Below are 19,755 nucleotides of genomic sequence, written 5' to 3'. Positions count from 1 at the left end.
GTGAAACTCTCCTTTGTTACTTTCGAGAATACTATTCTCACATTCGTGCATCATGCAATGCCGTGCGGATCTTGAATTTCTGGACCTTGCCGCTCGGCGTGCGGGGGAAGTCGTCGAGGACGTGGACCTCTTCAGGCCATTTCTGCTTGGCCATACCCACCGCGGCGAGGTGTGAACGGAGGTCCTCGACGGTCGGGATGCCCCGATCGGCGTGGACTCGCAGGACAGCCGCCGCGCGCTCGCCGAGTCGTTCGTCCGGGACTGCCACGACGACGACGTCGGCCACGGCGTCCATCCCGAGCAGCGCGTCCTCCACCTCGAGGGCGCTGATGTTCTCGCCGCCCCGGATGATGATGTCGGACTTCCGGTCCGTGATGCTGAGGTAGCCGTCCTCATCGAGGACGCCGATGTCTCCGGTGTGGTACCAGCCATCGTCGTCGAACATGCGCTCGGTCAGTTCTTCGTCGGTGTAACCCATGCAGAGATCCGGTCCGCGGCTGAGGATCTCACCGTCCTCGTCCAATCTGATCTCGACGCCGGGTAGCGGCCGGCCATCGGTGTAGAGGCGTTTGTCCTCCGCGGCACCGGGATGTGATCCGGTGATCGACGGGTGCTCGGTGCTTCCGTACGAGCGGAAGACCGTGATACCGAGACCGGCGAGTCGGCTCGTGATCGCCGCCGGCACAGACGATCCACCCAGCCCGGCGTACTTCATGTGGGGGAGGTGGGCCGCAGAGAAGTCGGGATGATCGAGCAGGCTCGTCATGTAGTAGGTTGCTCCGCCTCCGACGGTGACGTTCTCGGCTCGCATCAGCCGCAATGCCTCACCGGGATCCCAGACATCGGTGAGATTGACGTCGGTGCCGTCGAGAACGGGGATGAGGAACGCGTTGATCATGCCGATGAAGTGTCCGACCGGTGCGGCGGTGAGTTGCCTGCCCCGGTCGTCGGGATACATCCCGGAGAGCTGGCGTGTCTCGTGGACGAGTGAATGATGGCTGTGCAACACGCCTTTGGGGTTGGTGGTGGTCCCGGAGGTGAACGCGATGAGTGCGCAGGCGGATGGATCCGCCGCGAGTGTCTCGTCCAGCGGCTCGTCGTCGAGGAGCTCGTCGAAGTCCTTGTCGATCACACCGACGATCGGCACGTCCGCGCATACGGACAGGTCGTAGGAGATGCGACCGAAGCGTTCGGGCGTGACGAACACTTTCGGTCGCACCTCGCCGAGAATGTAGGAAACCTCTTTGCGGCCATAGAAATGCACGATCGGGACGACCGCCGCTCCCAGAAAGGCCGATGCCCAGAACGTGGCTGCCGCCTCCATCGAGTTCGGCAACTGGAACGCGACGACGTCCCCGGGACCCACTCCTCGTCGACGTAGTCCCGCTGCCAGGCGGCGCGCGACGATCTCGACGTCGTGGAAGGTCCCCGACCAGGGGCGGGTCGCCGAGTGCACCACAAAACCCGCATCCGGTGCCGCGGCGAGGCCGTCGCGAAGCAGGTCGCCGAGGGTCTCGTCGGTCCACCATCCGTTGGCGGCGTACTTCTCGGCGAGTTCCGTCGGTACCTGCCTGGTCATGTGGCCCCCATGCGCTCGACCGGGACGCTGCCTCCGACTCATCCGTCATCGGCCCCGGATTCGATGATGATACTGTTCTCTCCAAACGAGAATAGCAATCTCACTTCCGGAGAGCGAGCGGTTATGGTGAAGTTGGAGACAGTCGACGGCCTGGCCGTGATCACGATCGATCGACCCGAGGCGCGTAATGCCATCGCGCCGTCGACGATGGACGAGCTCGACGAGGCGATCGACGCGGCCGCCGGCGCGCAGGCCCTCGCCATCACCGGCGGTGGCGACCGGGTCTTTGTCTCCGGAGGCGACCTCAAGGAACTGGCAAAGCTCCGCACCCTCGACGAGGCGCGGGCGATGGCCTGGCGGATGCGGCGGATCTGTGACCGCATCAGTGCCTTCCCGGGTCCCGTGGTGGCCGCGCTGAACGGACACGCCCTCGGCGGCGGTGCCGAGGTCGCGGTGGCCGCCGACATCCGCATCGCGGCCGACGACATCACGATCGGCTTCAATCAGTCGAGCCTGGCGATCATGCCTGCCTGGGGAGGGGCCGAGCGGCTGGCCGCCCTGGTCGGGCCGTCGCAGGCCCTGCTGCTCGCCGGTGCAGGCCGGAAATTGTCCGCGACGGAGGCGATGTCGGTTGGTCTGGTCGACCAGGTCGTCGAACGGTCCCGGTTCGACGAGGAGTGGCGTGCGGTCGCCGAGTCGCTCGCGTCGGCGCCTGCGACCGCGATCAAGAAGGTCATCCGCGGCGTCGAGCCCGGCGAGGCCGTGGAGGAGTTCGCGAACCTGTGGGTGGCCGACGAACACTGGGCGGCCGCTGACCGGGTACTCAAGCGCGCCAAGTGATCCGAGAGGTGGCGAGGGTGAGTACCGACGATATGCTGGCGGCGGCGCACAGATCGCTCTACGAGGCAGGCCTGGATGTCCGATCCGAGGTCGTCGGCGCCGATTACGTCGCCGAGTCGCTGGCCCGCAGCGCCGGCTCGGACGGCGAACCGTTGCAACAGTTCGTCACGGAGACGGTGTGGGGTTCGGTCTGGACCCGCCCCGGCCTCGATCGGCGCAGCCGGAGTCTCATGACGATCGGCATGCTGGTGGCCCTCAACCACCACGCGGAACTGGCCGTCCATGTGCGTGCGGGCCTCGGCAACGGCCTGAACCGCGATGAGATCGTCGAGGCGATCATCCATGCCACCGCGTACTGCGGTGTGCCGGCGGGCATCGCCGCCATGCGGATCACGCAGGACGTGCTGATCCGGGAGCTGGGGGAGCGTCGCGACGGCGAATCTGTCCGGGAGGAAGCGTCATGACCGGATCGCCGATACCCCAGCGCCGCATCGGCATGATCGGGTTGGGCGCGATGGGCTCACCGATCGCGGCCAACTTCGTCGCGGCGGGGCAGCCGTTGGTGGTCGCGGACACGGACCCGGCGGCGGTGCGCAGCTTTCTCGCGACACATCCCGACCTGGCGACGACAGGCGATCCCGCCGGCTGCGACATCGTCGTCCTCTCCCTGCCCACGAGTGATGTCGTCGACGATGTCGTCCTCGGTGAGACGGGCTTGCTGAGCCGGCTCGCACCCGGGTCGATCATCGTCGACATGAGTTCCAGTGTCCCGGCACGTACCCGGGCGCTCGGGGAGGAGGCCGCCCGGCTGGGCGTCTCCGTCGTCGACGCACCGGTCAGTGGTGGCGTGGCTCGTGCGGTCGTCGCCGACCTGGCGGTGATGGTCGGAGGGGAGACCGACGCCGTCGAGAACGTCCGGCCTCTGCTGGCGGTCACCGCGCGCGAGATCATCCACGTGGGACCGACGGGATCGGCCCACGCCGCAAAGGCGCTCAACAACCTGCTGTCGGCGGTGGGATTGTTCGCGGCCGCGGAAGTGCTGGTGGTGGGGGCCAAGTTCGGCATCGATCCCGCGACCTTGCTGTCGGTGCTCAACGCGGGAAGCGGGCGAAACCAGGCCACCGAGGCCAAGTTCGGCACGTTCGTCTTGAACCGTGGGTTCGATTCGGGTTTCACCGCGACGCTGATGAACAAGGACATCGGTATCGCGTTGGACCTCGCACACGATTGCGGCGTTGATCTCGACATCGGGTCAGCACTGGGGCGGGCGTGGGCGTCGGCCACCGCCGCGGTCGGCCCGGGCGCCGATCAGACCGAGGTCGTGCGGATCCTCGAACAGGCCGCCGGGGTCGAACTCCGTTGAGCGTAACCACTGGTCGGTTGTGCCCGACGTCAGAACACTTGCCTGCCCGGTGTTTTCGGGGGCTTGCACGGGAACTGCCCAGACGGCAATGTTGCTGGAGACCGGAACAACCCCGAAACTCATGAGGTGTACCAGAAGATGACCCGCCTGTTCACGAGACCGTCGCCCGACAACACCGCTGTGCAACTGCTAATGCGCGCGGCCATCGGAGGAACGATGATCGCCCATGGCGTCAAGCACGGGCGCAGCCTCGACGGCACGGCCGGCTGGTTCGGCTCGATCGGATTCAAGCAACCCAAGCTGCAGGCCCAGGCGTCCGCGGTGGTCGAGGTGGGTGCCGGCGCTGCCATCGTGGCCGGGGCGGCCACCCCGGTTGCCGCGTCGGCGGTGGTCGGCACGATGGCTGTCGCTGCTCGCTCGGTCCATCTCCCCAACGGTTTCTTCATCACCTCAGAAGGGTGGGAGTACGTCGCCAACCTGTCGGTGGCGGCCATCGCCCTCGCGGCCCTCGGACCGGGCAGGTGGAGCGTGGATCGCGCGCTCGGACTCGACCGCAAACTCACCGGGAACCGGGCGGCTGCTCTCGCCGCCGGTCTGGGTCTCGGGGCGGCGGGCGCCCAGCTGGCCGCGTTCCATCGACCCCGAACGCAACTGCCTGACACGTGCGGGGCCGCTGTCGGTCACTGCCGGCAGCGGCCGGGTGGGCCTCAGGCCGGCCAGGTGTGGACGGGTTCGCCCTCGTGCATCAGCGTGACGTAGTCGCGGAGCATTCCGTGCAGGGCCGCGTCGCGGTCCTCCCCGGCGGCCTCGCGGGCGAGGACCGCACGGCGCTGCCATGCCGACCCGGTCTGCCGATTGATACAGCGTCCTTCGATGACCGAGAGATAGCGCGCGCGTGCTTTGGCCGAGACGCCATAGGAACGGAGTCCGTCGTCGGCGAGTGGGAGCAGCCGCCGGAGAGTGAGTTCGTCGGGACGCACCCATCCGACGTTCGGCCAGTACAACTGGGCCTCCAGACCGGCACGGGCCCCCGACTGCAGGTTCTCGGCGGCCGCGTTGAAGGACATCTGCGACCAGAGCGGGCGGTCGGACTCGACGAGTCCGCGGACCAGGCCGTAGTAGAACGCCGCGTTGGCCATCGTGTCCACGACCGTCGGACCGGCCGGGAGTACGCGGTTCTCCACCCGCAGGTGCGCGTGGCCGTCGATGACGTCGTACACCGGCCGGTTCCAGCGGTACACCGTGCCGTTGTGCAGGCGCAGCTCCTCGAGGGACGGAGTCTTGCCCTCGTCCAGTTCGGCGAGCGGGTCGATGTCGGTCGAGACGGGGAGCAGTGCCGGGAAGTACCGGGTGTTCTCCTCGAAGAGGTCGAAGATGGTGTTGATCCATCGCTCGCCGAACCAGACCCGTGGCCGGACGCCCTGATTCTTCAGTTCCAGGGGCCGCGTGTCGGTGGCCTGCTCGAACACCGGGATTCGGCTCTCGTGCCAGAGGGCTGCGCCGGCGAGGAAGGGAGAGTTGCCGGCGAGGGCCACCTGCACCCCCGAGATGCTCTGGGCGGCATTCCAATACGCGGCAAAGTCCTCGGGGGCGACCCGCAGGTGCAGTTGTAGTGAGGTGCAGGCCGCCTCGGGGAGGATCGAGTCGGTGGTGGTGTGCAGACGCTCGGTGTGATGGCCGTCGCCGAGCGGTATCCCGCTGATGTCGATCTCGATCGCCTCGCCGCGGGCGTCGAAGATCTGCTCGTTCAGTAGATCGTAGCGCGGGTTTGCCGAAATCCATTGATGGGCAAAGTGTTCTGCGTTCAGCGTGGGCAGCATGCCGATCATCACGAGATGGTTGTCGGTCTGGGCAGCCCGACTCTCGGCGCGGTTGAGCGAGGTGCGTAGGGCCTGCTCGAGGGAGATGGTGTCGTCGGTGACGAAGGGTCGCGGCGAGACGTTGATCTCGATGTTGAACTGCCCTAGTTCGGTCTGGTAGTCGGGATCGGCGATGGCGTCGAGGACGGTGGCGTTGGCCATCGCGGGATTCATGTCGTCGTCGACCAGGTTGAGTTCCACCTCCATACCCAACAGTGGCTCCGGGGGACGGCCGTGATCGGTGAACACTCCGTCGGCCAGCATGCGGGCGATCGCCTCGGTGCCGCGACTGACCTGCCTGCGGAATCGGACGCGATCCTCGCCGGTGAACTCACGTTTCGAGACGTCGGTTCCCATTGCTCAATGGTGCATGATGGTCGGCGTGGCAGCGCGCAAACCGATCGATCCGGCGCAGGCGCGACAGGCTGTCGTCGCCGTGGCCGAGTGGATCCGTGACGATGCGGCCCAGACGCCTGCCCGGCCGGAGATCGCCGCTGCGGTCCGTCTCACGGCCCGCACCCTCGCCCACGTGGCGCCGGGCAACTCCGTCGAAGTGCGGGTGCCGCCCTACGTCGCCGTCCAGTGCATCGAAGGACCCCGGCACACCCGTGGGACGCCGCCGAATGTGGTCGAGACCGATGCCCGCAGCTGGCTGCGGATGGTCACCGGGGTCGGTGAGATGGCTGCTCTGATCGACGCCGGGAAAGTCACCGCGTCCGGATCGCGGGCGGGGGAGGTTGCGCGCTGGATGCCCCTGTTCCCGCTGTGAGGCGAGTCGGTTCACGCGCCCGTGGCGTTCGGGTCGCCGTCGCGCGTCGCGTAGCGGGAATACGGCACGTCGGCACGCCGTTGCCGGATTCGCGTAACGACGCGACCGGTCGGTACGCTTGGTGCGTCTCCCCAGCCCACCTGCGTCCTCGATCTCAGGGAGCCCATTGATGACCGACTTGTCGATCAACAGCACAAATCTCCTCGCTCCCACGCGATCCTGCGGTACCGCGCAGCCGTCCGACGAGCTCGAGAACGAGCCACGCGAGGAGTGCGGTGTCTTCGGGGTGTGGGCGCCGGGCGAAGATGTGGCCAAGCTCTCGTATTACGGGCTCTATGCGCTGCAACACCGTGGCCAGGAGGCGGCGGGGATCGCTGTCGGGGACGGGTCGCAGGTGCTGGTGTTCAAGGACCTCGGACTGGTGAGCCAGGTGTTCGACGAGCAGACCTTGGGCGCCATGGTCGGCCACGTCGCGATCGGTCACTGCCGCTATTCCACAACTGGGTCGACCACGTGGGAGAACTCCCAGCCGATCTTCCGCACGACCGACGCGGGCACCGGTGTCGCACTCGGGCACAACGGCAATCTGGTGAACACCGCCGATCTCGCCAGCCGGGCGCGCGGGCTCGGCGTGATGAGTTCGGCGGCGACGTCGGATTCGGATCTGGTGGGCGCGTTGCTGGCACACGGCGCGGCGGACAGCACGCTGGAACAGGCGGCGATGGATCTGCTGCCCAGCCTGCAGGGTGCGTTCTGCCTCACCTTCATGGACGAGCACACCCTGTACGCGGCGCGGGACCCGCACGGGGTGCGGCCACTGTCGCTCGGCCGGCTGGACCGCGGCTGGGTGGTTGCCTCCGAGACCGCCGCGTTCGACATCGTCGGTGCGTCCTTCGTGCGTGACATCGAACCGGGTGAACTCCTGGCGATCGACGCGGACGGCGTCCGCAGTTCGCGTTTTGCCGAGGCCAAGCCGCGGGGCTGTGTCTTCGAGTACGTCTACCTCGCGCGGCCGGACAGCGTGATCCACGGTCGGTCGGTGCACTCGACTCGCGTGGAGATCGGTCGTCGACTCGCGCGCGAACATCCCGCCGAAGGCGACCTGGTGATCCCGGTACCCGAGTCCGGCACGCCCGCCGCGGTCGGCTTCGCCCAGGAGTCCGGCATCCCGTACGGGCAGGGCCTCATGAAGAACGCCTATGTCGGCCGCACCTTCATTCAGCCGTCGCAGACGATCCGCCAACTCGGCATCCGCCTCAAGCTCAACCCGCTCAAAGAGGTCATTCGGGGCAAACGCCTTGTGGTCGTGGATGATTCGATCGTGCGAGGCAACACTCAGCGCGCGCTGATTCGGATGCTGCGCGAGGCGGGAGCCGCCGAGGTGCATGTGCGCATCGCGTCCAGCCCGGTGCGATGGCCCTGCTTCTACGGCATCGACTTCGCCTCGCCCGCCGAACTGATCGCCAACGGCATGGAATCCGAGGCCGGCATGGTCGAGGGCGTGCGGCAGGCGATCGGCGCCGATTCGCTCGGTTACATCAGTATCGACGAGATGATCGGGGCGACCGAGCAGGGTGCGGAGAATCTCTGTGCGGCGTGCTTCGACGGTGACTACCCGATCGACCTGCCCAAGGAGACCTCCATGGGCAAGGCGGTGCTCGAACAGATGCTCGCGAGCGCCGTGGGCGACGGTCGCGCCGACCCGCTGACCGTGGCCAACGACAACGTCAGCGCGGTGATGCGGCCCTGATCGCGGGTCGTCGAACCGCCTGCCCGCGCCACACACCGAACGGTACGGCCGGCGTGCGGTCGGGTAGCGTGTCTGAGCGGTGGTGACTCGCTTTGCCGACGCCGGAATCGCGGGCCACCGGACCACGCGCGAGACCGCGCGCGACGACGGAGCCTCCGATCAGCCGGAGATCCGACCACCTGGATTTCGACAAGGGGTGCTCAGCTAGATGACCGATCGGGATTCGGCTGCCGACAGTCCGGCAAACAACCCGCACGCCGGCGACGGTGGTGCCTCGTACGCGTCCGCGGGCGTCGACATCGACGCAGGTGAACGTGCGGTCGAGCTGTTCGCGCCGCACGCCAAGCGTGCGTCCCGTCCAGAGGTGATGGGCGGGCTCGGCGGGTTCTCCGGGCTGTTCGCGCTCAAGGGCAACTACCGGGAACCCGTCCTCTCCGCAGCGAGTGACGGCGTCGGGACCAAGCTCGCCATCGCGCAGGCGATGAACAAACACGACACGGTGGGGCGCGACCTGGTCGCCATGTGCGTCGACGATCTGGTCGTCTGCGGGGCCGAGCCGCTCTTCCTGCAGGACTACATCGCCGTCGGCAAGGTGGTGCCGGAGACCGTCGCGCAGATCGTCGCGGGTATCGCAGATGGTTGCGTGGACGCCGGATGTGCTCTGCTCGGCGGCGAGACAGCCGAACATCCCGGCCTCATGGGCGAGGATCATTACGACCTGTCGGCGACCGCGATCGGCGTCGTCGAGGCGGACCAGATCCTGTCGCCGGAGCGTGTGCGTCCCGGCGACGTGATCATCGGGATGGGGTCGTCGGGCCTGCACTCCAACGGCTATTCGCTGGCGCGCAAGGTGCTCCTCGAGTGGGGGCACATGGACCTCGCCGGGCATGTGGAGGAGTTCGGTCGCTCGCTCGGAGAAGAGTTGCTCGAACCGACCCGGATCTATGCACGCGATTGTCTCGCGTTGGCCGCCGAGACCGATGTCCGCACCTTTGCGCATGTCACCGGCGGTGGCCTCGCCGAGAACCTCGCGCGGGTGATCCCCGCCGGGCTGGTCGCCGAGATCGAGCGTGGCACCTGGACGCCGGCCCCGGTCTTCGCCATGATCGCCCAGCGCGGGCGGGTGCAGCGCGAGGAGATGGAACGCACCTTCAACATGGGCGTCGGGATGGTCGCCGTGGTGGCCCCGAGGACACCGAGCGTGCACAGGCGGTGTTGACCGCCCGTCACGTCGACAACTGGGTTCTCGGCGCGATCAAACGCTCCACGGAGCCCAAGAACACCGAGCTGCCCAGAGTCGTGCTGTCGGGCGAGCATCCCCGCTTCTGAACCAGTCCCTCGACGACGGAGTCGCCGGAATCGCGTCGATCGGGTATCGCCAGAGCTGGGCTCGGTGGTCGTCGAACATGCCCACTCGTGAGTTTCTGAGCCCGTCGGCGAAGACCCGATCGGCGAAGAACTGTGCCCGACGGGCATCCGGTTGGCGCACGCGGTCCGCGACTGGTGATGGACGGCGACGGCCGACAGGCGATGACCAACGCACAACCACACCTGAGCACCTCGCGCGTGGAACTGTCCACGGACGAACTGCTCAGGTGTGGTTGTCGCGTTGGTGGGCACCGAGATCGGTGCTGAGAGTAGAGGGTGGAGTCGACGACTCAGGGGAGCGTCAGGCTCGACGCCACTCGTCCTCGTCGGCCCACTCGTCCACCGGATCCCGGCGATCCGCCGAGTCCTCCGACCCGGACAACTCGCGCTGCAAGCTGTCGAAGTCGGTATTTGGAGTGGAGTACTTCAGCTGACGAGCAACCTTCGTCTGCTTCGCTTTCGCCCGGCCGCGGCCCATATGGGACCCCCTCGCACAATGACGGGGCGGCCAAACACTTGGCGGCCCCGTTCTCTAGGTAATGAATCTGTCGTGGCACCAGTTTAGCGCGCTCGTTCCGATAATGCGGATCGCCCTGCCGACTGTGCCGTGGCGAGTCGGGAAGCAGATGGCCGGTTCAGGCTCTGGCCAGTTTCCGCGTGGCCTCCCGTCGGACCTTGGGGCCGAGATCGTCGCAGGCCAGCAGCGTGGTGAGAGCATCGGCGTCGGCGTCGGTGCCGGTGATCAGATCACGGATCGTGACCCCGTGCGAAGGTTGCCCGACGATGCGGACGATGTCTCCCGCGCCGACGCTGCCCGGAGTGACAACGCGCAGGTAGGCGCCGGTATCGGCGCGTTGCTGGAAGCGCTTCACCCACTGTGGCTCGTCGGCCCACGCTGCGAAGACCCGGCACGGGGTGCGTGGAATCGTCGTCTCGAGGACGAGCCCGTCGTCGCCGATCGCCCAGCGTTCACCGACCACCGAGTCGGTGATCGGCATCCCATCGACTCGCAGATTCTCGCCGAACCAGCCGAACGGCAGGTCGCGACCGAGTTCCTCCGCCCAGCGCGCCGCCTCGCGTTCGCTGTAGGCGTAGACGGCCTGCTCGATTCCGCCGTGGTATTTGGTGTCGACCACGTGGTCGGTCGCAAGCCCGAGCTCGCCGACCGCGATCCGATCTGCCTGCGGACGCTTGTCGATCCCGCTGGATCGGATGTTGTCGAAGGTCACATCGTCGGTCGCGACACACACAGCGAGTACGACGCCTGTTGTCGGATCGTCCAGCGTCACGACTCCGACGCTCCGCCGTGGCGGAGGCGGTCGATCGCTGCGCGGCCCGCCTGCACGCGCTCCTCGTCGCGAACCGAATCAGGATCGATGCGGGCACTCACCGGATGCTCTCCGTCGACGAGCAGATCGACTTCGGGGCCCACCGACCGCTTGACCAGCGCCAGCGCGATCGGACCGAGCTCGTAGTGGTCGACGACCGTCCCGACGCGGCCGACGGCACGTCCGCCCGCGGTGACCGGATCGCCGGTGGCGGGCCGTTCGTCGGTGCTGCCGTCGAGATGGAGCAGCACCAGCCGGCGCGGCGACTTACCGAGGTTGTGGACCCGCGCGACGGTTTCCTGTCCGCGGTAACACCCCTTGTCGAGGTGGACCGCCCCCAACTGGTCGGGGCCGCCGATCCAGTTCACCTCGTGCGGGATGGTGCGGTCATCGGTGTCGACCCCGTGCCGCGGACGCAGCCCGGCGACACGCAGCGCATCGTATGCCCAGGTGCCGGCCATCCGGGCGCCGGCGCCGGTGAGCTGAGTCCACCATGCTTCGACGGAGGATTCGGGGACCACGAGGTCGATCACCGGCAGACGCGCACCTTCACCGATCGGAGGCATCACCCGCCAGAAACCGAGGGGCTCTTCCTCATGATGGAGTTCGGGCAGATCGCCGGCGGTGTAGACCGGCGCGTCGGGGGTGAGGTCGATGAGGTCGGCGATCGGACCGCGCACGATGTCCGGGCCGATGAGGGTGAGGACCGCCATGTCGGGTCGCGCGGCTGGCTCCACCTTCGCCCAGAAGACCATCTTGGACAGGAAGTCCAACAGGATCTGCCCGCGGTGACCTTCGCAGTCGATCCACGTCACCCCGTCGACGTCGGTCAGCACGAAGTGCTCCTCGACACGACCGTTCGCGTCGAGGGACAGGTTCTCGGCGCTGGTCCGATCCGCCAGCGACTCCACGTGCTGGCTGGAGATGGTGTGCAGCCAGGTCAGTCGATCGGCACCCGGCAACTCGATCACAGCCCGGTCCGAACGGTCGACAACGGCCGCCGAACGTTCGGCCGTCCGCTGCTCTCCGAGGGGATCTCCGTGATGCCAGGGGACCTCGACCTGGTCGTCATCACCGTCTCGGGGTGGTCCGGGCACGGCGCCCTGGTCGGAATACCTGGTCAAAATGCGCGACTGGGTCACACGACGAGTCTACGGGGCGACACGAACCGGCGACTGCCGGTCGTGGCGGACCGACCTCACCTAGCCTCGAGACCATGGCGCAGCAGATTCTGGTCACCCTCGACGGCACGGTGCACGATCCGGATGTCCCGTTCCTCCACGCCGACGATCTGGCGGCGGTTCGCGGCGACGGGGTGTTCGAGACACTCCTCATCCGCTCAGGCAGCACGCGGCGGGTCGATGCACACCTCGATCGGCTCGCCCGGAGCGCAGCGATGATGGATCTGCCCGAGCCAGACCGGGACGCGTGGCAGATGGCGATCGAGGTGGCCGAGAAGGAATGGTCGGCCGTCGGTGGGGACGGGGAGGCGTGGCTGCGGCTGGTGTACTCACGTGGGCGGGAGAGCGCGCCAGAAGCGGGGCCGACGGCATATCTGGTCGCCGGCGCGGTGGCCGAACGCGCGCGAAGGGCCCGTTCGGAAGGGTTGTCGGTGATGATGCTGGATCGCGGTTACTCGACCGACCTCGCCGGGCAGGCGCCCTGGCAACTCCTCGGTGCGAAGTCCCTCAGCTACGCGACGAACATGGCCGCACTGCGTCACGCCGAGCATCAGGGTTTCGACGACGTCATCTACCTCAGCAGTGAAGGTGCGGTGCTGGAGGGACCGCGCTCGACGGTCATCACGGTGACCGGGAAGTCCCTGGCCACCCCGCCGCCGGAGACCGGAATACTGCCCGGGACCACCCAGCGGGCGGTCTTCGACCTCGCCGAACAGGAGGGCTGGGCCACCGCGACGAAGACCCTGCGGCGAGCAGATCTCCTGGGGGCCGATTCGGTCTGGCTGGTCAGCAGCGTCACGTTGGCCGCGCGGGTGCATTCGCTCAATCGCCATGTGCTGCCGACGTCGACGGCAGATGACGAATTCGTTGATTTGGTGGACCGCGCGATTTGCGTTGACTGACAATGGGAGCGGCGTCCGTCCGTGGTCGGTGATCCGTCGCCGGCCTGCGGGTGAACGGGATCCAGACCACAATTGCATCCAGGAGCGATCAAGGCTTGATCGCTTGAAGTAGTCGATCCGCGCAGCGTAGCGTGGGTCCGGTACGACTACTACGTCTAGTAGTAGATCAGTGGCTCGGCAATCAGGATGCCGCGCAGGCGGCCCGGCACGTGCATCGCAGCCCGATGCACCGACTCTGATAGAGGCGACATGGACGCTCTTGATGTCTCGCGATGGCAGTTCGGGATCACCACCGTCTACCACTTCATCCTGGTCCCGTTGACCATCGGCCTGGCGCCGATGATCGCCGTCATGCAGACGGTCTGGCACGTCACCGGCAACGAGCAATGGCTGCGTGCGACCAAGTTCTTCGGGAAACTGTTCCTGATCAATTTCGCCCTCGGCGTCGCCACCGGCATCGTGCAGGAATTCCAGTTCGGCATGAACTGGAGCGAGTACAGCCGCTACGTCGCGGACGTGTTCGGTGCGCCCCTGGCCTTCGAGGGGCTGGTCGCCTTCTTCCTCGAATCCACGTTCATCGGTCTGTGGATCTTCGGCTGGGGTCGACTGCCGCGCAGGGCCCACCTGGCGTGCATTTGGCTCGCCGCGATCGGTGTCAATGCGTCCGCGTACTTCATCATCGCTGCGAACTCGTGGATGCAGCATCCGGTCGGGGTGGAATGGGACACCGAGCGCGATCGTCCGAAGATGAACGATTTCTGGGCTGTCCTCACCAACAACACAACGCTGGCGGCGTTCCCACATGTGATCGCGGGTGCGCTCCTCACCGCCGGCACGTTCGTCGCGGCCATCGGATGTTGGTGGATGGCCCGGGACATGTGGCGTGCGAAGAAGCTCCGTGCGGCGATCGAGACCGGTGACACGTCGGAGATGCCGAAGACGACCTCGCCCAGCCAGATCGACGCGACGCCCGAGGATCTCGAGCATGACGCGCGCAGGCTGTGGCGCCCGGTGACGCGGTTCGCGCTGTGGGTGACGATGGTCTCGGGCGTCGCCCTGTTCATCACCGGCGACATCCAGGCCGAGATCATGTTCGAGCAGCAGCCGATGAAGATGGCGTCGGCGGAATCTTTGTGCAACACCGAGACCGGCGCGGCGTTCTCGGTCCTCAGTGTGGGCAGGCAGAACAACTGCGACAACGTCCACCCGGTCATCGAGATCCCGAACATGTTGTCGTTCTTGGCCAACCGGGACATCCACAGCACAGTGCAGGGTGTGAACCAACTGCAGGCGCAGTACGAGGCCGCCCTGAACATGCCAGGACAGAATTTCGCGCCCAATCTGTTCGTCACCTACTGGGGTTTCCGCGCGATGATCACCTGGGCACTCGGTTCGGCACTGCTCGCATTGGGCGGGCTGTGGCTGACGCGCAGCAAGCGGGTCGTCGAGTCGAGGAAGTTCGGGTTGTTTGCCCTGTGGATGATCCCGACACCGTTTCTGGCGAACGCTTCTGGCTGGATCTTCACCGAGATGGGTCGTCAACCGTGGGTGGTCGCGCCGAACTGGGCCGAAGATCTCGACCCGTTGCGAATTCACATGCTCGTCCAGGATGGTGTGTCCAACCATGTGGCCGCGACGGTCTGGGTGACACTGATCGGCTTCACCGTGCTCTATGGTGCGCTCGGCGTCGTGTGGTTCATGCTGCAGCGGCGCTACATCATCGAGGGTCCGGCGACCTACGACGCCATCCCGCCGGACGAGCCGTCGCCAGATGATTCGGATGAGCCCAAACAACTCTCGTTCGCGTACTGAGGAGACGTCCGATGGGTCTACAGGAGTTCTGGTTTCTGATCATCGCGTTGCTGTTCGTCGGCTACTTCGTGCTCGAGGGTTTCGACTTCGGGGTCGGCATGTTGATGCCCTTCCTGGGGCGCAGCCACACCGGCGGTGACGAGAAGGTCGATCCGTCGGGGGATCTCGCCGATCCGGACAAGCGACGCCGGGCGATCCTCAACACCATCGGTCCGGTGTGGGACGGCAACGAGGTGTGGGTGATCACCGGCGGCGCCGCCATCTTCGCGGCGTTCGGAGGCTGGTACGCAACGATGTTCTCGGCCTTCTACCTGCCGCTGTTCCTCATCCTGGTCGGGCTCATCACCCGCGTGTGCGCGATCGAATGGCGGGGCAAGATCAACGATCCGAAGTGGCGAGCGTGGGCGGATGTCGGCATCGGACTCGGTTCCTGGATACCGGCCATTCTGTGGGGCGTCGCGTTCGCCAACGTCGTCCGCGGCCTTCCGATCGATGCCGATGCGCAATACACGGCGGGCTTTTTCAATCTGCTCAACCCGTATGCGTTGCTCGGCGGTCTGACGACGCTGCTGGCCTTTCTCACGCACGGTGCCGTTTTCCTGGCGCTGAAGACGAGTGGGGTGCTGCGGGAGGATTCGATGAAATACGCCTCACGCCTGGCCATCCCGACGCTGGTGGTCGCGGCTGTCTTCCTGCTGTGGACCCAATTCGCGTACGGCGAAGGCTGGACCTGGATTCCGGTGGTGATAGCTGCGGTGGCCGCGGTGGTCATGGTGCTTGCCACCCAGGTGCACCGTGAGGGCATCGCGTTCTTCGCGACCTGCGTGGCCATCGCGGGGACCGTGGGCACCTTGTTCTCCGTGCTCTACCCGAACGTGATGCCGTCGACGACAGATCCGGCCTACAACCTGACCATCGACAACACGTCGTCGAGCCACTACACGTTGACGATCATGACCTGGGCGGCAGTCGTCATCACACCGGTGGTGATCTGCTACCAGGCGTGGAGCTACTGGGTCTTCCGTAAGCGGATCTCCGTCGAGCAGATCCCGGCACCGAGTGGTCTGTCGTCGCTGCGCGTACCGACTGAATGACGGGGCCGACGAGCACAGCTGCGAGCACCGGCGAACCGGCCGACGCGGACAGCCTCCCGCGGCCGCGGCGCACGGGCCCGGTCGACCCCCGGCTGCTCCGTCATTCGCCTGCCGCTCGCGGTTACGTGGTGGCCACGGCGGCCTTCTCGTTCGCCACCGTGGTGGCGATCATCGTCACGGCGGCGATGGCGGCCTCGATCGTGTCCGAGCTCATCGTCGACCCGGGTCGGCGATCGGTTGCAGCCCAACAGGTTCACCTGTACGTGCTTGCGGCTGCGGTGGCCGGACGAGTGGCGACGACCTACCTGCACGACCGTTATGCACAACGGGCGTCCGCCCGGGTGATCGCCCAGTTGCGGGCTCGTGCCCTCGACGTCCTCACCGACCCCGCGACGACGCCACCCCGCGATCTCCTTGCGACCCGAGAACGTGCGAGCACCATCGTGCTGCGCGGGCTCGACAGTCTCGCGCCCTATCTGTCGGGTTATCTTCCCGCGCTGATCGTCACCCTCACCGTCACCCCGACGGTGGTGCTCGTGATCGCGGTCACCGATTGGCCGTCGGCACTGGCCATTCTGATCACGTTGCCGTTGATACCGCTCTTCATGGTGCTGATCGGATTGACGACCCGTGACCGGACCGATCGAAAACTGCAGGCGATGAGCCGTCTGAACGCGCAGTTGCTCGATCTGATCGCCGGTCTACCGACGCTGCGGGCACTGAACCGGTCGCGCGGCCCCGCCGAACGAGTCGCCCGGCTCGGACGTACCCACCGGCGCACCACGATGTCGGCGCTGCGGGTGGCCTTCCTGTCCGGTGCCGTCCTCGAACTGCTCGCGACGTTGTGTGTGGCACTGGTGGCGGTCGGTATCGGCATACGTCTCGTCTATGGCGAGATGAGTTTGTACGCAGGGGTTCTCGCGCTGATCCTCGCGCCGGAGGCCTACCACCCGCTCCGGCAGATCGGTGCCCAGTTCCACGACTCGGCCGACGGTGTGGCGGCGGCAGACGAGGTCGTCGAGCTGATCGAGTCGGCAGGCGCCCCGGCCTTGCCGCGTGCCGGCCATCGCACCTGTTCGGTTGCCGGGCAACAGATCACACTGCTCGATGTCGGTGTCCACGGTCGCGACGGGTGGGCGCCCTATCGACTCGCGGCACGCATCGACCCCGGCGCGCTGACCATGCTGACCGGACCCAACGGGGTTGGCAAGTCGACAACGCTGCTTGCCGTCATGGGTCTGATCGAACCCGATGAGGGATCTGTGCTGATCGGTGCGATCTCGGTCGCCGAACTCGATCCGGCCGCACTGCATGAGCAGATCGCCTGGCTGCCACAGCTGCCGGTGATCGTCCCAGGGACGGTGACGGAGAACCTCGAACTGTTCGGCGCGCTCGACCCCTCGGCGCTCCGGAGTGCCGCCGAGGCAACCGGTTTCGACAATGTGATCGACGAGCTGCCACGGGGTGCGGAGACCGTGCTCGGCGCGGGCGGGGTCGGGCTGTCCGCCGGTCAGCGGCAGCGCCTCGCGCTCACCCGGGTACTGGCCGCGCCGTCGCCGCTCATTCTCCTCGACGAGCCGACCGCGCATCTCGACGAAGGGTCCGCGGCGGCAGTGCTCGAAGCACTCGCGGCGCGGGCAAGGGCGGGTGACACGGTGGTGGTGGTGACCCATCATCAGATCGCCCGGGCCCATGCCGACCGCATCGTCGACCTGGGGGAGGGGCACCGTGCGCAGTGAAGCCGATGAACGCGACGCCGACCGGCGGCCCGATCCCTTGCGGCGGGCCTTCGCCTTTCTCGGGTTACGCGGCCGGCCGCTGGTGCGGTCGGTCCTGTTGGGTGTGGGCGGATCGCTGTCCGCGTTGGGACTGGCGGCCCTGTCTGCGTGGTTGATCACGCGTGCCTGGCAGATGCCCCCGGTCCTCTACCTGTCGGTGGCGATCACCGCGGTACGCGCGCTCGGGATCTCGCGGGGCGTCTTCCGGTACCTCGAACGCCTGGCGACACACGACCTCGCCCTGGGGGCGATGGCGACGGCACGCGAACGCGTCTACCGCAGGCTAGCCACCGGGGCGCCCGCATATTCGGTGACACTGCGGCGGGGCGACCTGCTGGCCCGCACCGGCGACGACATCGACGAGATCGGCAACGCTCTGATCCGTGGGGTGATCCCGATCGTCGTCGGCGCGATCACCGGCGTCGCGGCGGTGGTCATCATGGCCTTCGTGTCGTGGTGGGCGGCGCTGATCCTCGCGGTCGCGTTGGTCGTCAGCGGGGTCGTCGCGCCGTGGCTTGCCGCGCGCGGTTCGGCGCGATCGATCGGTGACTCCTCGGATGCCGCGACCCGCGCTTCCGAGGCGGCGCTCGCCGCGCTCTGGCATGCGCCGGAACTGACCGTCGCGCGGCGCCGCGAGCACGTCCTCGCCGGTGCCCGGGCCGCCGACACCGAGGCGCTGGCCGCAGCTGATCGAGGATTGCGTCATGAGGCCGCGGCCGCTGCGGCGACACCGCTGGCCATGGGGGCCTCGTTGCTCGCCGCATGCCTGATCGGCATCGGTTTCGCGTCGTCGGTGCCGGGTTCGTTGGCGTCGGTGGCCTCAGGCGAGGGGCTCACTCCGATGATCCTCGGCGTCCTCATCCTGCTGCCGCTCTCGGCCTTCGAATCGACCGGTCCGCTCACCGAGGCGGGTGTCCAGATCGAGCGCAGCCGGCAGAGCGCCGCCCGGGTCATGGCACTGGTCGACGGCGCAGGTCTGCCCGAACCCGGCCCCGACGAGGGGCCGTGGGATCGCGTCATCCACCGGGATCCGGTGACGATCGACGTCGAGGCGCTGCGGTGGGGATGGTCGTCGACGAAGGTTCTCGGTCCGGCCGATGGCGTGTCCTTCCGTCTGCCGCCGGGTGCACGGATGGTGGTGGTCGGGCCGAGTGGAGCAGGGAAATCGGCGCTGATGCTGAGCCTTGCGGGGCTCCTGGACGCCCGCAAGGGCACCGTCGCCTGCACCGATGCCGACGGTGATCCGGTCGATCTGCGCTCGGCGGTCTGCTACGTCGCCGAGGAGGGACACGTCTTCTCCACCACGGTCCGGGAGAACCTCCTGGTGGCCCGAGGCGACGCCGACGACGCCGAGCTGTCGGCCGCTCTCGACACGGTGGGCCTCGGGACGTGGATCGCGGGGTTGCCCGACGGTATCGACACAGCCCTGACCGGCGGGGCCGATGCGGTCAGCGGCGGTCAGCGTCGGCGGCTGCTCCTGGCCCGGGCGTTGTTGCACCCGGCGCCGGTCGTACTGCTCGACGAGCCGACCGAGCATCTCGACGCCGACGACGCGCGAGAGCTCCTGCGCAGGCTCGTCGCCACCGAAGGCGGACTGTTCGGACCGTCCAAGATCGTCGTGATCGTCACGCATCACGTTGGGGTGCACGATTTTTCGATGGTCAATCCGAGCTGTGCGGTTCTCGAGGTCGAACCCGTCGCGGCCCGATGAAAAAGACGTTGCCGCGGCGTCACGGGCAAGCGTATCTTCGGCTGTACACGAGGAAGGAGGTGGTTCGAAGTTGTATGACTATTGGACACGTGAGGTGACCATCCGCTAGCGCGGATCGTGGCATTCACTGCCACGGGAGTGCGCCGACAGGCCGCACCCGCCGTGCCGGCGAATCCCAGATGGTCACCCGACCCCCGTACCCCGATCGAGTCCGATCGGTTCGGCCCCGCTGACGGGCGGTACGGGGGTCGTTTCCGTCCCGGGCCCTTTGCGCTCGGATGACTCCAGGCGGTCCCGACCTGTGTAACGCGCGTCACCGTGAACTCGATCGGTAATTCAAGTAGTCGACTACTCGTGCTCATGCAGCCACTCTGGCGTGAACTCGACATCAGACCGTGATCGACACCGATCAGGCCCGACC

At 67.1% G+C, this 19,755-nt stretch carries 16 protein-coding genes and 1 pseudogene; 12 read left to right on the top strand and 5 right to left on the bottom strand.

The window, feature by feature from the left end; genetic code table 11:
- Positions 1-37 precede the first annotated feature (37 nt).
- Positions 38-1,579 (bottom strand): AMP-binding protein, encoded by a 1,542-nt coding sequence (locus GTV32_RS10565; RefSeq protein ID WP_161060288.1) that lies wholly within the window; start codon positions 1,577-1,579, stop codon positions 38-40.
- Between the two features lie 123 nt (positions 1,580-1,702).
- Here GTV32_RS10565 and GTV32_RS10560 point away from each other — a divergent pair, with 123 nt between their 5' ends.
- The 4 genes from GTV32_RS10560 (at position 1,703) to GTV32_RS10545 (ending at position 4,541) form a co-directional block, all read left to right on the top strand.
- The gene (locus GTV32_RS10560; protein WP_161060287.1) at positions 1,703-2,419 is read left to right on the top strand and encodes an enoyl-CoA hydratase/isomerase family protein; all 717 of its coding nucleotides are present in this window, start codon (positions 1,703-1,705) and stop codon (positions 2,417-2,419) included.
- A 32-nt stretch (positions 2,420-2,451) separates the two neighbouring features.
- Positions 2,452-2,883 carry a carboxymuconolactone decarboxylase family protein gene (locus tag GTV32_RS10555; RefSeq protein WP_161062447.1) on the top strand — a complete coding sequence of 144 codons (432 nt, stop codon included), beginning with the start codon at positions 2,452-2,454 and terminating at the stop codon, positions 2,881-2,883.
- Positions 2,880-3,782, top strand: a complete 903-nt coding sequence (locus GTV32_RS10550) for an NAD(P)-dependent oxidoreductase (protein ID WP_161060286.1) — start codon at positions 2,880-2,882, stop codon at positions 3,780-3,782. Before GTV32_RS10555 ends, GTV32_RS10550 begins: the two co-directional genes overlap by 4 nt.
- Positions 3,783-3,920: 138 nt before the next feature.
- Positions 3,921-4,541, top strand: a complete 621-nt coding sequence (locus GTV32_RS10545; protein ID WP_161060285.1) for a DoxX family protein — start codon at positions 3,921-3,923, stop codon at positions 4,539-4,541.
- On the opposite strand, the gene GTV32_RS10540 is transcribed toward GTV32_RS10545, so the two are convergent.
- Entirely contained in the window at positions 4,490-5,998 is a 1,509-nt protein-coding gene (locus GTV32_RS10540; protein ID WP_161060284.1) for a glutamate--cysteine ligase, read from the bottom strand. The two genes, GTV32_RS10545 and GTV32_RS10540, sit on opposite strands and share 52 nt — an antisense overlap.
- A gap of 16 nt (positions 5,999-6,014) precedes the next feature.
- Between GTV32_RS10540 and GTV32_RS10535 the strand changes: the two genes are divergently transcribed.
- The 3 genes and pseudogenes from GTV32_RS10535 (at position 6,015) to purM (ending at position 9,489) form a co-directional block, all read left to right on the top strand.
- Positions 6,015-6,410, top strand: coding sequence for a sterol carrier family protein (locus tag GTV32_RS10535; protein ID WP_161062446.1), 396 nt, complete (start codon positions 6,015-6,017; stop codon positions 6,408-6,410).
- Between the two features lie 169 nt (positions 6,411-6,579).
- Positions 6,580-8,160, top strand: coding sequence for an amidophosphoribosyltransferase (gene purF, locus GTV32_RS10530; RefSeq protein WP_161060283.1), 1,581 nt, complete (start codon positions 6,580-6,582; stop codon positions 8,158-8,160).
- Between the two features lie 208 nt (positions 8,161-8,368).
- Positions 8,369-9,489 (top strand): annotated as a pseudogene (gene purM, locus GTV32_RS10525) (phosphoribosylformylglycinamidine cyclo-ligase).
- Positions 9,490-9,829: 340 nt separating this feature from the next.
- Here purM and GTV32_RS10520 read toward each other — a convergent pair.
- From GTV32_RS10520 to GTV32_RS10510, 3 genes are all read right to left on the bottom strand, one after another.
- A complete protein-coding gene (locus GTV32_RS10520) occupies positions 9,830-10,006 on the bottom strand; it encodes a DUF3073 domain-containing protein (protein WP_161060282.1) in 177 nt (58 codons plus the stop codon).
- Positions 10,007-10,163: 157 nt separating this feature from the next.
- A complete protein-coding gene (locus tag GTV32_RS10515) occupies positions 10,164-10,817 on the bottom strand; it encodes an MOSC domain-containing protein (RefSeq protein ID WP_161060281.1) in 654 nt (217 codons plus the stop codon).
- Positions 10,814-11,998, bottom strand: a complete 1,185-nt coding sequence (locus tag GTV32_RS10510) for a folate-binding protein YgfZ (protein WP_161060280.1) — start codon at positions 11,996-11,998, stop codon at positions 10,814-10,816. Before GTV32_RS10510 ends, GTV32_RS10515 begins: the two co-directional genes overlap by 4 nt.
- Before the next feature lie 74 nt (positions 11,999-12,072).
- Here GTV32_RS10510 and GTV32_RS10505 point away from each other — a divergent pair, with 74 nt between their 5' ends.
- The 5 genes from GTV32_RS10505 (at position 12,073) to cydC (ending at position 19,334) form a co-directional block, all read left to right on the top strand.
- A complete protein-coding gene (locus GTV32_RS10505) occupies positions 12,073-12,939 on the top strand; it encodes an aminodeoxychorismate lyase (RefSeq protein ID WP_161060279.1) in 867 nt (288 codons plus the stop codon).
- A 249-nt stretch (positions 12,940-13,188) separates the two neighbouring features.
- Positions 13,189-14,751, top strand: a complete 1,563-nt coding sequence (locus tag GTV32_RS10500; protein ID WP_161060278.1) for a cytochrome ubiquinol oxidase subunit I — start codon at positions 13,189-13,191, stop codon at positions 14,749-14,751.
- Positions 14,752-14,762: 11 nt separating this feature from the next.
- Positions 14,763-15,845 carry a cytochrome d ubiquinol oxidase subunit II gene (gene cydB / locus GTV32_RS10495; protein ID WP_161060277.1) on the top strand — a complete coding sequence of 361 codons (1,083 nt, stop codon included), beginning with the start codon at positions 14,763-14,765 and terminating at the stop codon, positions 15,843-15,845.
- On the top strand, positions 15,842-17,584 hold the full coding sequence (cydD, locus tag GTV32_RS10490; RefSeq protein ID WP_161060276.1) for a thiol reductant ABC exporter subunit CydD: 1,743 nt from the start codon (positions 15,842-15,844) through the stop codon (positions 17,582-17,584). The genes cydB and cydD overlap by 4 nt, the downstream gene beginning before the upstream one ends.
- Positions 17,574-19,334 carry a thiol reductant ABC exporter subunit CydC gene (gene cydC, locus GTV32_RS10485; RefSeq protein WP_343287286.1) on the top strand — a complete coding sequence of 587 codons (1,761 nt, stop codon included), beginning with the start codon at positions 17,574-17,576 and terminating at the stop codon, positions 19,332-19,334. The genes cydD and cydC overlap by 11 nt, the downstream gene beginning before the upstream one ends.
- Positions 19,335-19,755: the final 421 nt, after the last annotated feature.

The organism is Gordonia sp. SID5947, assembly GCF_009862785.1.
Classification (GTDB): domain Bacteria; phylum Actinomycetota; class Actinomycetes; order Mycobacteriales; family Mycobacteriaceae; genus Gordonia.
The sequence above is the reverse complement of the archived record's forward strand: the minus strand, read 5'-3'. Positions and strand labels throughout refer to the sequence as shown.